Source organism: Nocardia heshunensis, assembly GCF_054782115.1.
In genome coordinates, this window is record NZ_BAAGTC010000008.1 from 224,064 (window position 1) to 238,672 (window position 14,609).

Below are 14,609 nucleotides of genomic sequence, written 5' to 3' on the forward strand. Positions count from 1 at the left end.
CGCTCCGGTCATGCGGTCAGCCCCTGTTCCTCACCCGGGTGGGCGGCGGTGAAATCGTCCGCCAGTTCGCCCTGCAGGGCGGAGATCTCCATCGGCGCGGCAACCGCTTGTGCCGCACCGGGTTTGAGTTCGAAAAGCTCGCGCAGCGCCTCGGCGTAGCTGTCGCCGCCCGGCGTGGACGCCAGCTGCTTGACCCGCACGGTCGGCGCGTGCAGCAGCTTGTCGACCACCCGTCGCACGGTACGGGCCACTTCCTCGCGTTCGGTGGATTCCAGTCCCGGTAGTCGGGAATCCAGGCGTAGCAGTTCGGCCTCGACCACGTCGGCGGCCATCTGCCGCAGCGCGGCGACGGTCGGGGTGACCTCGGCCATGCGCTGTCCGGCAAGGTATTTGGACAGTTCGTCGGCAACGATGGTGCGCGCGGCGGCGGTGTCGTCGGCGGCCGCGCCGGCCGACGGATCGCGCTGCAGCGTCTCCATGTCGATCACGGTGACGCCGGGCAGCCCGGCCACCGCGTGGTCCACGTCGCGGGGCAGGCCCAGGTCGCAGATCACCAGTTCACGCGTCGCGGAGGCGGTTCCGGCCTTGGCCGACAGCGCGTGATGCACGTCCGCGAGGGTCACCACGGTGCCGACCGCGCCGGTACAGGTGACCACCACATCCGCGGCGGCCATCGCCTCGTTCAGGCGGTCGAACTCCATCGCCTCGGCCGCCACACCGTGCATGGCGGTCGCCGTATTGGCCAGGCGCTGCGCCTTTTCCAGCGTCCTGTTCACCACCAGGATCTTGGCGGCCCCGCCGCGCGCGAGTTGCGCCACCGAGAGCCCGCCCATCGCGCCCGCACCCAGTACCAGCGCGGTGCGTCCGGCCAGCGGACCCTGCACCGCGCGTGCGCGATCCAGCGCCACCGACACCACCGACGCACCCGCGCGGTCGATCCCGGTCTCCGAATGCACTCGCTTACCGACTCGCAGCGCGTGCTGGGCCAGCTCGTGCAGGGTGCGCCCGGACGCCTGCTGCGCGTCGGACGCGGAGTAGGCGGCCCGGATCTGGCTGAGGATCTGCTGCTCGCCGATCACCATCGAATCCAGGCCGGAGGCCACCGCGAACAGGTGCTCGGCCGCGGCCTCCGCGTACCGCACGTACGCATGCTTGGTGAGCTCCGGCAGCGGCAGACCCGAATGCTTGGTGAGCAATTCGCCGATCTCACCCAGCGCCGGGTGGAAGGCGTCGACGACCGCGTAGACCTCGATGCGGTTGCAGGTGGAGACGATCATCGCCTCCGACACGTGGCTCGAGGCCAGCATCTTGTCGGTCAGCTTCGGCCGGTCGGTCTCGGTGATGGCGATCTTCTCGAGCACCGAAACCGGTGCACTGCGATGCGAGATCCCGACGAGAAGCACACTCATGGCTGGACCACCGCTCCCTTGCTGGTTGTGTCCGCGGTCTGAATCGTCGCCACCCGTCGAATCGGGGTGGACATCACGGCATCTGCGGCGGCCACGCTCGCGGCGCCCGACGCGGCCGCGCTCATCGCTTCCTCGGCGGCCGATTCCGCATTGCGGGCCCGCTCGAACGACAGCAGCTGCATCTCCACCGCGAGATCCACCCGCCGTACTTCCACGCTCGGCGGCGCGTCCAGCGCCAGCGCCGAGAAACTCAGAATGCACTGCACACCGGCGGCCACCAGCAGATCGCAGACGCCCTGCGCGGCGGTGTCCGGCACGGTGACGACGGCGATGGTGGGCTCCAGAGTGGCCACGGCATCGGCCAATTCGGCCACGTCGCGAACGACCAGTCCGCACACCACCGTGCCGATCACCGCGGGATCGTTGTCGAAGAGCCCGACCATGGCGAAACCGCGGCGGCGGAAACCGCCGTAACCGACCAGCGCCCGGCCCAGATGACCCGCTCCGACCAGCACCACCCGGTGTCCCTCGGACAGGCCGAGCACATCCTCGATGCGGTCGCGCAGCTTGATCACGTCATAGCCGACACCCCGAACGCCATTGGGCCCGAGGAAAGAAAGATCCTTGCGCAACTTCGCCGAACCGACACCCGCCGCGACAGCCAGTTCCTCACTCGATACGATGGCTACACCGTCGTCGGCGAGTACGGCGAGCACGCGAAGGTACGTAGCCAGCCGGGCCACCGTGGCCTGCGGGATGTCCTTCTGCAGAGCCTTGGAGACGCCAGTCGACGGCGTCTCGTGCTGCTCTGTCACGTCGCTTGCGCTCCTCGTCCGGCCGGGGGTGAGTGTCCGGGTTCTTTTGTCGACCCGACGCCGGGAGACCATCGCGGTCCTTGCAGGCGAGGTCGAGTCAGGTTCAGGGGGTCGCTTCCGCTGAACGCGGGTTGCGTGCCACCACCGTAACCGCTTGTGAAGCCCTGCACAAAGTCGGTGAATTCAGTCACTTTGCGATGGGCTCCGGCCCCGCGTTCATTCAACCCTCATCGGCGCGAACCCGCCACGCAACACACCGGAGGGGGCGGGGAAGGGGGTTCGGGTTGCAGAACCCCACGACCCGTATTCGCGCAGACCCCTATCGGACCCTATTTCGCGAGGTCGGCGCGTAGACGAGGTTCGTCGACATCGAAATAGCTGTGCTCACGACCGTCCAGCAGCACCACGGGCAGCCGGTCCCCATATTCGGCGCGCAGGCCCGGATCGGTCGCGGCGACCGCGTCGACGTCCACGGTCGCAACCTCGATGCCGAACTCCGCGCAGATCGGACGCAATTGTTCGAGTGCCGTACCGCACAGTCCACAACCACTTCGGGTCAACAGAGTCACTGCATGTGGCGAATCGCTCATAGCCACCATCTAACAACTTCCCGATATGTCGATCAGCGTCTACGTTGCGGTCACCCCCGGGCGTTACTGTTGACTTGTCGCATTAACAGGCGGAGGTACTGGTGCCGGAACGTTCGAAAGAGCCGGGGGCGGGATTCATCGCGGGACGCTTCGGCGAGTTCGCGCCGCGCTGGGGTCAGGGCCTGGCCGACCTGCAGGATCAGTTCAATCGCATCACCCGCAGCCCCTTCGGTCCGAGCGAGGAAGAGGTGCGCGCCAACCTGGCCGGTGAGGCCAGCGCCGACGCCGCCCTCGCCCTGCACGACGCCGAACTGGCCCTGCGGGACGACAGCGACACGCCGACCCACGCGATCGCCCGCGACCTCACCGCCGCGGCCTTCTTCGATGTCGACAACACCATGGTGCAGGGCGCGTCGATCGTGCATTTCGCCCGTGGCCTGGCGACCCGCAAATACTTCAAGACCTCCGACCTGGTCGATATGGCCTGGAAGCAGGTCAAATTCCGGGTGACCGGCAAGGAGAGCCACTCGGATATGGCGTCGGGCAAGGAGAAGGCGCTGTCGTTCATCGCCGGCCGCCCGACCGCCGAACTCGCCGCGCTCGGCGAGGAGATCTACGACGAGATCATCGCCGACAAGATCTGGCCCGGCACCCGCGCGCTGGCGCAGATGCATCTGGACGCGGGCCAGCAGGTGTGGCTGGTGACCGCGACCCCGGTCGAGCTGGCGCAGGTGATCGCCAAACGGCTCGGGCTGACCGGTGCGCTGGGCACGGTCGCAGAGAGCGAGGACGGCATCTTCACCGGCCGTCTGGTCGGTGACATCCTGCACGGGCTGGGCAAGGCGCACGCCGTGCGCACGCTGGCCATTCGCGAGGGCCTGAACCTCAAGCGCTGCACCGCTTATTCGGACAGTCACAACGACGTGCCCATGCTCTCGCTGGTCGGCACCGCGGTGGCCATCAACCCGGACGCGGATCTGCGCGAGGTCGCCAAGAACCGCGGCTGGGAGATCCGTGACTTCCGCACCGGCCGCAAGGCCGCGAAAGTCGGTGTGCCGACGGCACTCGCGCTCGGCGCGGCCGGAGGCGCGGCGGCGGCGGTGCTGTCCCGCAAACGCGAAGCCAAGGCGAGTTAGAACACGGTCGAAAAACGAAGTGGCCCGGTCCAATTGGACCGGGCCATTCGTATGTCAGTTCGAATAATCTAGCCGGTGAACGGATTCCGGCGCTTGATCAGATTCTTGTACAGCGTCCCTTGAATCGTTTCGCGCACCTGGTCGGTCACCTCGAACATGGTCATCGGATCATCCGCGTCCGCGGGTTCGTATCCGGCGGTCGAAATCGGTTCGCCGAATTCGATGTACCACTTCGACGGGAACGGAATCGCGCCCAACGGTCCCAGATGCGGGAACAGCGGCGTCACCGGGAAATACGGGATGCCGAGCAGTCGCGCCAGCGGCTTGAGATCGGCGAGCTTCGGATAGATCTCCTCCGAACCCACGATCGAGCACGGAATGATCGGCACGCCCGTGCGCACCGCCGCCGACACGAAACCGCCACGGCCGAAACGCTGCAACTTGTACCGGTCCGAATACGGCTTGCCGATGCCCTTGAAGCCCTCCGGGAACACGCCCGCGACTTCGCCCGCGCGCAACAGCCTTTCGGCGTCGGCGGGGCAGGCCAGGGTGTGCCCGGCCTTGCGGGCCAGTCCGCCGATGATCGGCGTCTCGAAGATCAGGTCGGCGGCCATGATGCGCAGCGCGCGCTGCTTGGGGTGCCGGTCGTGCACGGCCAGCTGCAGCATCAGCCCGTCCAGCGGCACCGTGCCCGCGTGATTGGCGACGATCAACGCGCCGCCCACCTCGGGAATGTTCTCGATGCCCGCCACCTCGACCCGGAACCACAGCTCCGACAGCGGCCGCAGCATCGGCAGGATCACCGACTCGAGCAGGTGCTCGTCCAGGCCGAACTCGTCCACCAGGTAGTCGCCGGTGAGACGGCGGCGCGCGAAGTCTGCGGTGTAGCGAACCCCGTCGGCGACCGTCCCCCGAATCATGTCCCCCAGCGACTTGGGCTGACGCGCTTCGACTTCGGCGAGCCGATCGGTCAGCGAGGTCACCGGGGTCAGTGCGGCCGGTTCCCCCGCCGGCCACACCCGAGACGGGCGATTGTGCCGCGCCTCGAAGTCCACGTCGTGAAGTCGAATCACCTTCGCTACATCACTCATTGGTGTGCTCCCGTCCCGGCCCCGAGCAGGCCGAGAAGTTTGTTCTCTGCGGCGTCGATCCACGTGGGATCGATCACGGGCCGCAACGCTGCGCCCCCTATGAAGTCGTCGAATGCCTGCACCGTGGTCCAGCGCGGTTGGAATCCGAGTTCGGTGCGCATCCGGGTGGTGTCCAGACCGCAGCCGAAATGGAAGTAGTCGATCTGCTCCGCGGTGAACTCCCGCATCACCGGGCCCATCACGGTGCGCCCGACACTGCGGAAAACCGCGTAGGGAACCGGTAATTCGATCCGCCCGGCCCGGCGGATGGCCTGCGACAACGCCATGGCGCCGTCCCCGGCCACATTGAAGGTGCCACCCGGGGCCGTCATGGCCCCGTGTACGAGAGCGGCGATGCCGTCCTCCTCGTGCAGCAGTTGCATGCGCGGATCGCGCCCGAGGATGGTGGGCGTGATCGGCGAACGGAAATACTGCACACCGCGTTTCGCCAACTGCGGACCCACGATGGGCGGAAAACGCAGAATGGCGGCCGAAATGTCGGGACGCCTGCGGGCCAGCCCGCGGACGAATCCCTCCACCTCGATCATGTCCCGCGCGAACCAGCCGCGCGGCGGGGTGCGCGCACCCATTTCCTCGGTGAATTTCACCGGATCCTTGGCACTGCACCCGTAGACGGCGGACGAGGAACGCACCACCACCCGCCGCACGCTGGAAGCCTTGCGGCACACCGCGAACAGCTGCATGGCCCCCAGCACGTTCATGTCCTTCATGGCGGCGCGACCGCCACCGGACGGCGGACGCGACAGCGCCGCGGGATGCACCACCGTGTCCACCTGATTACCGTCGATCACCTTGCGGATCAACGGATTTCGAATATCGGCGCGCACGAATTCGGCGCGGCCCATGCGGCGCAGCAACTCCCGGCTGGGCTGTTTGGCATCCACGGCGATGATGCGCTCGATGGCAGGGTCGGCCGCGAGCCGGGCCACCACATTGCCGCCGAAGAACCGGCTCGCACCGGTCACCATGACTACCTTGGGCGCTTGCCCGTCTCGGGTCCCTGCCGCACCGGATCCCACTCGCAGCCCCCAAGCTCTTGAAATGTCACCGCACGTATTCCCGCGCTCCAAGGGTAACCGGCGGGTAGGTGCCATCCGAAGGGTATTAACCAGGATCTAACGATGACTTCAATCACCCGTGAAAAACGAAAGCCCGCCACCGACGGTGACGGGCTTCCAGCTACGACGCAGCGGGCTTACTTGCCGAGTTTGCGACGCTGAACACGCGTGCGGCGAAGCAACTTGCGGTGCTTCTTCTTCGACATGCGCTTGCGGCGCTTCTTGATCACAGAACCCATAGGGTTGTTCCTCGCGTTCTACTCGGGTCATCCCCGCTTTCGCGGGGTGCACACTGTCTGACCCTGCACAGTCCCTACCCGATACGGGCCGAGATGGACCCGGCGGCACCACCGGCACGTACAGGATGCCGGTCCATGCTACCGGGCCACTCTCCGGCGAACGAAACGGGTGGGGGCTCTCGGACTACCCCGTCGTTCTACCCCGCGTCGAAGTAGGACGTCTCCAGATAGTCGTGCACCGCCTTCGCGTGCACCCGGAAGGAACGCCCCACCCGCACCGCGGGCAGCTCTCCCGAATGCACCAACCGGTACACCGTCATTTTGGATACCCGCATCAGATTCGCGACCTCGGCCACGGTGAGGAACTGAGTTCCACCACCGATAACCGAACTGGCGTTGATTGGGCTGTTTCCGGACCTCGCTTGACTGTTTCCAGACATCATCGCGTCACTGACCTCCGGCACGTCCGCGCCGCCGGCTTCCCCACCGGCGGAACAGACACGCACGTGCTCCTTGAAGCTTAGCGGGACCAGTGGGATTGCTGCGACGGGTGTGAGAAATCAGCCTTTGCTGTGGCGAGTCGGCCTCCGGCAGCAAACTAGCAACCGAGCAGTATTGGAATGCGGGGAACGCACACACCCGCACCGTCAACGTTAGTCCGCGGCCGCGCCGAGTTCCATGGAACGGCGTTTTGCGGCGTGCAACGCATCGTGGAAAGCCGAACGCACCGCGCCGCGCTCCAACTCCCGCAGACCCGCCGCGGTGGTGCCCGCGGGCGAGGTGACGGCCGCACGCAATTCCGGAGCAGACTGACCCGACTCGTCCAGCAGCGCGGCCGAACCCAGCATGGTCTGCACCACCAGCTTGGTCGCCACATCGCGGGTCAGACCCAGGCCCACCGAGGCATCGACCATGGCCTCGACGATCAGGAAGAAGTACGCCGGGCCCGAACCCGACACCGCGGTCACGGCGTCCATCTGCGACTCGGCCACGGTCACCACCTTGCCGACCGACTCCAGCATCTCGGTGACCAGCGTCAGCTGCTCCTTGCGGGCGTAGCGACCCGCCGCGATGGCGCTCATACCCTGGCCGACCAGCATCGGAGTGTTCGACATGACCCGGACGACCGGGAAACCGGCGGGCAGCTTGGACTCCATGCGCGCGGTCGGGACACCGGCCGCCAGCGACACCAGCACCTGATCGTGCTCGTCCCCGAGCTCCGCCTTGCCGAGCTCGCCGACCACGCCGTCCACATCGTTCGGCTTGACCGCGATCACGATGACATCGGCGGACTTGGCGGCCTCGGCGATGCTGTCGGTAGCCCGGATACCGAACCGGTCGGCCAGCAACTCCGCCCGCGCCGCCACCGGCTCGACAACCACCAGATCCTTGTTGGCCCGCCCGGATTCGAGCAGACCCGCAATCAGCGCCTCACCGATCCGGCCGCCGCCGATAACCGCAATCCTCGTCATGCGTTTCAGGCTAATCCGCCTCCCCGAGCCTTCAGCGGGCGGCTAAGAGCCGTTGGCGTCGGGAACCCGTTCCGGCGGCTGGGAGCCGAACCGATTCTGGACGTACCCGGTGAGTTACCCCGACCGACGCGGAGATCAGCTGCCGCCTTGGCACACGGCGACCAAGGGCGAGCTAGCGAGGTTGTGGGATGAGCGCGAGCTGACGGGACTGGGCGACGATGGCGCCGGTCGAGTCGATGACGAGTTGGTCCTCGTCGAACATGCGGTTGCCGACTTCGCGGCTGTGGGCGATGACGCGGAGCCAGCCGGGGGCGGGGCGGCGGCGGAGGTAGGTGGTCATCTGGACGGTGGGGGCCCAGCCGAAGTGGCCGAGGTTCATCGGGACCGGGGGGCTCATGTCGGCGGACATCAGGGCGAAGAAGGCGGCGACGTCGGGGTCGGCCTCGTCGCCGGCGAAGGGGCGGATCCAGAGGCGCAGGCGGGGTTCGGATTTTTCGCCGGTCAGGAAGCGCGCCCAGGTCGGGTCGATGGCGACCGAGGAGCCCTGGGCCACATGGACGAGCTTGCCCATGGGATTGCGCTCGTCGTAGGCGAGGGCGTCGGCGGCGGGTTCGACGGGCATGTCACCGGCGTGGTCGGCCGCGTACTGCGGATCCGAGTCGTCAAGATGGCTGAACGTGAAGGCGGTGTGCACCAGGGTGCGGCCGTTCTGCACCAGATCGGCGTCGAGCAGGCAGATCTGGCGGCCCAGCTTGCGGGTGCGGACCTCGTAGGTGACCTCGCCCGGGTCGGGGGCGCCGAGGAAGTCGGTGCTGGCGGAGATGGGGAACATGGCGGCACGTTCGGGGGCGGTGCGGCGCAGCCATTCGGTGGCGGCGGCCGCGCTGCCCGCGACGATGGTGCCGCCGTGCACCTTGTTACCGATGGTCCAGGTGGGCTCGATCAGGCCCGAATAGCGGCCGAGTTCCGGAGTCGCCGAATCGAGTTCGGTCATGCGGCAGACGCGACTGAATGGCGCGTTCGCGAGTTCGCTCGCGTAATCCGATTCGACGGTCAACTCCGTTGTCATCCACTGTCCTTCCACCGTGTGGTTTGTACAGCGTAAACGGACCGTACTGTCATTCCGGACCAGCGGTGGGATGAATCACTATCCGCGATGTGCGGCGGTCGGCTCCGGCGTCGGGGCGGGAGTGAAACCGTTGAGGTGGGTGCGCGCGAAGGTCAGCGCGCGACCCAGCATGGCGGCGCGATCCATGGTGGTGCGGGCCATCTGGGTGTTCACCTCGATCACCGCCTGACCGTCGAATCCGTTGTGCACCAACATTTCACAGAGCTCGGCCACCGGCTGGGTGCCTTCGCCGGGGATCAGGTGCTCGTCGGTGGCGGCGCCGCGGCCGTCGGCCAGATGCAGGTGGGTGAGCCCGGCTCCCATGCGGCCCGCCAGCAGTAGCGGGTCCACGCCGGCGGTGGCGGTGTGCGAAGTGTCCAGAGTGTAGTGCCGGAAACCGACATCGGTCGGGTCGTAGGACGGGCTGAAGGTGGTGATCGACGGGCCGGGGCCGCCGCGACGCTCCAGGCGCTGAATCGAGCTGCCGCGGAACAGGGTGTCGGCGCGCATCGGGAACATGTTCTCCACCGCCACCGCGACCGGGCTCGAATTCTCCAGTTCCGCAACCTGCTTCGCGAAGCCGTCGGCGTAGCGCCGCTGCCAGCGGAAGGGCGGATGCACGACCACGGTGGCCGCGCCGAGCGCCTCGGCGGTGTGGACGCTGCGGGTCAGCTTCGCGATCGGGTCCGACCCCCAGACCCGTTGCGAGATCAGCAGACACGGCGCGTGCACGGCCAGCACGGGAGTGTCGTATTTGTGCGCGAAATGCTGCACGGTGGCGATGGACTGACTGGCCGGTTCGGCCCAGACCATGAGTTCCACACCGTCATAACCGAGTTCGGCCGCGTACCGGAACGCCGCCTCGGTGTTCTCCGGATACACCGACGCGGTCGAGAGCCCGACCCGGACGTCCCTGCCCCCCGCCCCGTTCTCGGTGCCTGCCCCCTGCGCCTGCCCGAAATTCCCCACTGCTGCTCCCTGCTCAGTTCGTACTGAGTAGAAAGGCTAGCGGTCCGAGCGTCACGAAGACGCCTACGACGACGGCAATCACAGTGGAGAAAATGTCATCGGTGCGCCGCAGCACGCGCACGAGCGCCACCAGGCCCAGGATCACGATCATCGCCAAGGCCAGGGCGACCCACGGGAGCATTTCCCACATGCGCTCGAAGCCCTTGAACAGCAACATGCCCGCGACCGCCGCGCCCACGCTCTGGCCCGCGATCACCAGCCACTGGCGGCGGTGCTCGTCCTCGTCGGAACGACCCTTGGCCCGCGAGCGCGCCGGCGCCGACGCCCGAGGGGACTTGCGGCCGAGCGCACCCGCCTTGCGGGTGAGCGCCGAGAACCGGGCGCCCATCGAGGGCGCGGGCTCGTCGTCGTAGTCGTCGTCGAGCGGCTCGTAGAAGTCGGTGAGATGGTCGTCGGGCTCCGGCTCGGGCGCCACCGGCGCGCGGCCGCGGCCGATGCCGCCGCGCCGTTTGCCACCGTGGCCGCCCGCGCGCGAATTCCGTTCGACGCGTTCGTCTTCCCGGTTCTGCGCGTCGCGCATCAAATCCCCGGCAACCGATTCGCCGGAGAGCAGCTGCTGATCGGAGTCCGCCAGCGACGACCATGCGGCGGTCGGCACCGCGGCCTGATCGGGAACCGGCTCGGCGTCGCGTCCCGGCCGTCGTCGCGCGGACCACGCCGGAAGACCGTCGGCCGCACCGTGATCGACGCCGCCGCGCCGCTCGGCGGGCGGCGCCAGCGGCGGCGCCTGCTGGGCCTCGGCATGTCGGCGAGCCGACCGCGACATCGGCGGGGCGGCGGGAGCGGCCTGCTGCGGGTCGAAGGCCGGACGGCCGTTGCGCGGCAGCGGTTCGGGTCCGGGCGGCGGCGACCAGGGCTGGGCGGCCGGATTGAACGGCTGGGCGGCCGGATTGAACTGGGTGCGCGCGGCGTCCTCGAAGGGCTGGCGGGGCGCGGGGTTGAAGGCCGTGGGATTGAACTGGGTGCGCGCCGGCTCGTCGAGCGGCGGTCGCGGATCCAGTGGGCGGGGTGCGGCGTCCCGGCCGGCGCGCGCGGTGATGTCGCGCATGGCATCCGAGGCGGCGTCGCGGGTGGCGCCGTTACCGCCGGGGAAACCGTTGTTGCCGTTGTTGCCGCGGAAGGGGTGCACCTCGTCGGTGGTGTCGTCTTCCGGGTCGTAGCGACGGCGACGACCGCCCTCGCGCGGCGCGGGAGTCTCGGTGCCGTTCAGGCGATCCAGCGAGGTCTCGGCATCGAGGGGATCCGGCTTGCGGCGGCGACCCCCGCCGGTGGAACGACCGTCCGGCTGTAGCGGGTTCTCGGTCGGCGGCCAGTCCAGGCCGGCGGACCAGTTCTGACCGGACGGCTCGGGTAGGGACGGCGGCTGCGGGGCCGGGGCCAGCGGGTCGTAGTACGAGATCGGGCCGGACAGCGGTGAATACGCGGGGTCCGGATCGGGTACCGCGGCGTACGACGAATAGTCCGGCTGCGCTGGGGATCCGGGAGCCGAAAAGTCTGAGTAATCCGAAAAGTTCGAGTAATCAGAATAATTCGAGAAGTTCGAAAAGTTTGAATAGTCCGAATCGTTCGGAGCTGGTTCGGGTGCGGACGCGGCCGCATCTCCATAATCCGAAACCGCTTCATCCGGCGCGGCATGTGAGGACGATCCCGCCTTCACCACCGGAATATCACCGGTCAGTTCCGCGACGGAAATGCCACGGCCACTTCGACGTCTGCGTCCCCCACCACCGGCGGGGGCACCACTCTGCTGCCCGTTCCGCGCCAGTAGCTCGGCGACGGACAGCTGACTTGCATCCTCGGTCATCGAGACACCGTTTCGATCGGGCCCGACAGGCCGCTGTCGGGGCCGCCGGCTATCGGTTCGCTATCAAGGTCGGTATCCAGTTTGCGCAAGATCAATCCCTCTCGCAGTGCCCAGGGACATATTTCGAGCGTATCCAGGGACAGTGCCCGCATACTCGCCTCCGCGACCAGCGCACCGGCCACGAGTTGTTGTGACCGATCAGAACTTACGCCTTCCAATTCTGCCCGGTCCGCCGCTGTCATTCTCGATATGAACGCAATCAGCTGCCGCAGGCCGGAACTGGTGAGGGTACGCCGAACTCGCGGTCCCGCAACAGAGGGGGCGGCTCCGGTCAGCCTCGCCAGCGAGCGGAAGGTCTTGGAGGTGCCCACCGCCAGATCCGGGCGGCCCATCTCCAGCAGCTGCTTGCTCGGCAGCACCAGCTCGGCGTCGAGCCAGTCGCGCAGCACCGCGACGCGGCGTTTGCCCGGCGGATCGTGCCGCAGCCAATCGCGCGTCAGGCGGCCGGCGCCCAGTTGCAGCGACAGCGCCACATCCGGGACCTCGTCCGCGCCGTTGCTCATCTCGAGCGAGCCGCCGCCGATATCCAGATTGAGAATCCGCCCGGCGCTCCAGCCGTACCAGCGGCGCACCGCAAGGAAGGTGTGTCGAGCCTCGTCGACACCGGAGAGCACCTTCAGATTGACGCCGGTCTCGCGACGCACCCGGGCCAGGACCTCTTCGGAATTGGTCGCCTCGCGGACCGCGGAGGTGGCGAAGGCCATCAGCTCCACACAGCCGGAAGTCTTTGCGATGCTTGCGAATTCGGCTACCGTGGCGGTCAGCCGGGCCGCGCCCGCGGCCGTGATCCGGCCTTCGTCGTCCATGCTCTCCGATAGCCGCAAGGCCGACTTCGTCGAGCTCATAGGCATCGGGTGTCCACCACGATGCGCGTCCACCACGAGCAGGTGGACGGTATTGCTTCCCACATCGAGTACACCGAGCCGCACAAGAACACGGTACTGGGTGCGTCACGACTTCTGGCCAGGCGACTGAGCTGTTAGCGTTCCGCGTTGTGACGACAGGGGCATCGGCGAGCGGACCGACCGGGCTGCGACCAGCGGCGAAGATCGACCCGACGCCCGAAGTGGAACTCGACTTCCCACGGGAATGGATCGAGTTCGTTGATCCAGCAAATGACGAGCACCTGATCGCGGCCGATATGACCTGGCTGCTGTCGCGCTGGACCTGCGTCTTCGGCACTCCCGCCTGTCAGGGCATCATCGACGGCCGCGAGAACGACGGCTGCTGCTCGCACGGCGCCTTCCTCTCCGACGAGGAGGACGGCAAGAAGCTGCACGAGGCTGTGAAAATGCTCACACCCGAGGACTGGCAGCTGATGCCCGAGGCCACCGACGACAAGGGCCGGGTCCGCAAGAAGCTGTATCTGGAAGAGGACGACCTCGACGACGAACCGGCGTTGCGCACCCGGCGTTTCGACGGTGCGTGCATCTTCCTCAACCGCCCGGGTTTCGCCGAGGGCATCGGCTGCGCGCTGCACACCATGGCGTTGCGCAAGGGTCTGGAGCCGCTCACGGTCAAGCCGGAAGTTTGCTGGCAGCTGCCGATTCGGCGCACCCAGGAGTGGGTGGAACGACCGGACGGGGTGGAGATCCTGCGCACCGCGATCGGCGAGTACGACCGCCGCGGTTGGGGTCCGGGCGGACTGGATCTGAACTGGTACTGCACGGGTTCGCCGGACGCACACGTCGGCACCCGGCCGGTGTGGGAGGCGTACGCGCCGGAGCTGATCGAGCTGATCGGCAAGCCCGCGTACGACGAGCTGGCGGCGCACTGCAAGCGGCGGCAGGGCCTGGGCATCGTGGCGGTTCACCCGGCCACGGTCATCGCCCAGGAGAAGGCCGCGAGCGAGGCCGCGCAGGCCGGCGGCGGCAAAACTGGACCCAAGACCAAGAAGAGTTAGCTGACCGTTCGGTAACTTTCTGAAAACTGAGATTTTCAGAACTGGTGTCACTTACTGTGCGATTGACCCAACCCCTCATGGGTCCAGCACAGGAGAACACATGAGCAAGACTTCGCCCGCACGACGACATCTCGGCATCGGCGTGGCCGGTGTCGCCGTCGCGGCCGGGGCCGTCGCGGTTCTGGTGGGTACCCCCGCACCGGCCGCCAATGCCACCGTCGACTCGATCAGCGTCTCGGGCACGGATCACGTCGTCGGCCAGACCTACACCCTCAGCGCCAACCTCAGTGGCGCCTCGATCGGCCTGCTCGTCTACTGGACCGACAACGGCCACAACCTCACCGACGTCGGGAAGATCCCGTGGCCGGTCGGTCATGCGAGCCTCGACTGGACGCCGACCACCCCCGGCCAGCACATCATCGCGCTCTCCCAGGGCAGCAGCAACAAGACGGTGATCGTCAACGTGACCGACGGGTCGACCCCGACGACCACCACCACGGTCCCGCCGACCACGACCACGGTCCCGCCGACCACGACCACGGTCCCGCCGACGACCACCACGGTGCCCCCGACCACCACGACGGTCCCGCCCACGACCACCACCGTGCCGCCGACCACGACAACCGAGCCGCCGGTCACCACGACAGCGCCGCCGACGACCACGACGGTGCCGCCGACCACCACCACCGAGCCGCCCGTCACCACGACGGCTCCGCCGACCACCAGCACCCAGCCCAGCGGTGGCGGCACCGGCAGCGCCAACGGCCTGCCCTTCGGTCTCTGACCCGATTTCCCAGTTCCCCCTCGGGCCCGCAGCCCGAGACGCCTCACAGGA

Annotated in this window: 15 protein-coding genes; 3 read left to right on the plus strand and 12 right to left on the minus strand. The window is 67.7% G+C overall.

All coding sequences use genetic code 11. The features are described 5' to 3' along the window. Positions 1–8: 8 nt before the first annotated feature. From ACYVN4_RS27215 to ACYVN4_RS27225, 3 genes are all read right to left on the minus strand, one after another. Positions 9–1,409 carry a glutamyl-tRNA reductase gene (locus ACYVN4_RS27215; RefSeq protein ID WP_460724848.1) on the minus strand — a complete coding sequence of 467 codons (1,401 nt, stop codon included), beginning with the start codon at positions 1,407–1,409 and terminating at the stop codon, positions 9–11. Then, the gene (locus ACYVN4_RS27220; RefSeq protein WP_460724849.1) at positions 1,406–2,224 is read right to left on the minus strand and encodes a redox-sensing transcriptional repressor Rex; all 819 of its coding nucleotides are present in this window, start codon (positions 2,222–2,224) and stop codon (positions 1,406–1,408) included. The genes ACYVN4_RS27215 and ACYVN4_RS27220 overlap by 4 nt, the downstream gene beginning before the upstream one ends. 329 nt (positions 2,225–2,553) lie before the next feature. Then, positions 2,554–2,814, minus strand: coding sequence for a glutaredoxin family protein (locus ACYVN4_RS27225; protein ID WP_460724850.1), 261 nt, complete (start codon positions 2,812–2,814; stop codon positions 2,554–2,556). A 101-nt stretch (positions 2,815–2,915) separates the two neighbouring features. Here ACYVN4_RS27225 and ACYVN4_RS27230 point away from each other — a divergent pair, with 101 nt between their 5' ends. Next, the gene (locus ACYVN4_RS27230; RefSeq protein WP_460724851.1) at positions 2,916–3,950 is read left to right on the plus strand and encodes an HAD family hydrolase; all 1,035 of its coding nucleotides are present in this window, start codon (positions 2,916–2,918) and stop codon (positions 3,948–3,950) included. A gap of 68 nt (positions 3,951–4,018) precedes the next feature. Here ACYVN4_RS27230 and ACYVN4_RS27235 read toward each other — a convergent pair whose 3' ends face one another. The 9 genes from ACYVN4_RS27235 to ACYVN4_RS27275 form a co-directional block, all read right to left on the minus strand. Continuing rightward, positions 4,019–5,041, minus strand: coding sequence for a lysophospholipid acyltransferase family protein (locus ACYVN4_RS27235; RefSeq protein ID WP_460724852.1), 1,023 nt, complete (start codon positions 5,039–5,041; stop codon positions 4,019–4,021). Beyond that, a complete protein-coding gene (locus ACYVN4_RS27240) occupies positions 5,038–6,069 on the minus strand; it encodes an NAD-dependent epimerase/dehydratase family protein (RefSeq protein ID WP_460724853.1) in 1,032 nt (343 codons plus the stop codon). The genes ACYVN4_RS27235 and ACYVN4_RS27240 overlap by 4 nt, the downstream gene beginning before the upstream one ends. A gap of 227 nt (positions 6,070–6,296) precedes the next feature. Further along, a complete protein-coding gene (locus tag ACYVN4_RS27245) occupies positions 6,297–6,398 on the minus strand; it encodes a 30S ribosomal protein bS22 (RefSeq protein WP_003402602.1) in 102 nt (33 codons plus the stop codon). A gap of 197 nt (positions 6,399–6,595) precedes the next feature. Further along, positions 6,596–6,838, minus strand: a complete 243-nt coding sequence (locus ACYVN4_RS27250) for a helix-turn-helix domain-containing protein (protein ID WP_040813644.1) — start codon at positions 6,836–6,838, stop codon at positions 6,596–6,598. A 213-nt stretch (positions 6,839–7,051) separates the two neighbouring features. Continuing rightward, the gene (gene proC, locus ACYVN4_RS27255; RefSeq protein WP_460724854.1) at positions 7,052–7,870 is read right to left on the minus strand and encodes a pyrroline-5-carboxylate reductase; all 819 of its coding nucleotides are present in this window, start codon (positions 7,868–7,870) and stop codon (positions 7,052–7,054) included. Between the two features lie 172 nt (positions 7,871–8,042). Beyond that, positions 8,043–8,939: a thioesterase family protein gene (locus ACYVN4_RS27260; protein WP_460724855.1), complete on the minus strand. Its 897-nt coding sequence runs from the start codon at positions 8,937–8,939 to the stop codon at positions 8,043–8,045. Positions 8,940–9,017: 78 nt separating this feature from the next. Further along, entirely contained in the window at positions 9,018–9,947 is a 930-nt protein-coding gene (locus tag ACYVN4_RS27265; RefSeq protein WP_460724856.1) for a sugar phosphate isomerase/epimerase family protein, read from the minus strand. Positions 9,948–9,960: 13 nt separating this feature from the next. Then, positions 9,961–11,811 (minus strand): hypothetical protein, encoded by a 1,851-nt coding sequence (locus ACYVN4_RS27270; protein WP_460724857.1) that lies wholly within the window; start codon positions 11,809–11,811, stop codon positions 9,961–9,963. After that, a complete protein-coding gene (locus tag ACYVN4_RS27275) occupies positions 11,808–12,800 on the minus strand; it encodes a Ppx/GppA family phosphatase (protein ID WP_452401072.1) in 993 nt (330 codons plus the stop codon). The genes ACYVN4_RS27270 and ACYVN4_RS27275 overlap by 4 nt, the downstream gene beginning before the upstream one ends. A 65-nt stretch (positions 12,801–12,865) precedes the next feature. Here ACYVN4_RS27275 and ACYVN4_RS27280 point away from each other — a divergent pair, with 65 nt between their 5' ends. Together ACYVN4_RS27280 and ACYVN4_RS27285 are read left to right on the plus strand one after the other, a co-directional pair. Continuing rightward, entirely contained in the window at positions 12,866–13,774 is a 909-nt protein-coding gene (locus ACYVN4_RS27280) for a hypothetical protein (RefSeq protein WP_460724858.1), read from the plus strand. A gap of 100 nt (positions 13,775–13,874) precedes the next feature. Next, on the plus strand, positions 13,875–14,558 hold the full coding sequence (locus ACYVN4_RS27285) for a hypothetical protein (RefSeq protein WP_460724859.1): 684 nt from the start codon (positions 13,875–13,877) through the stop codon (positions 14,556–14,558). Positions 14,559–14,609 lie beyond the last annotated feature (51 nt).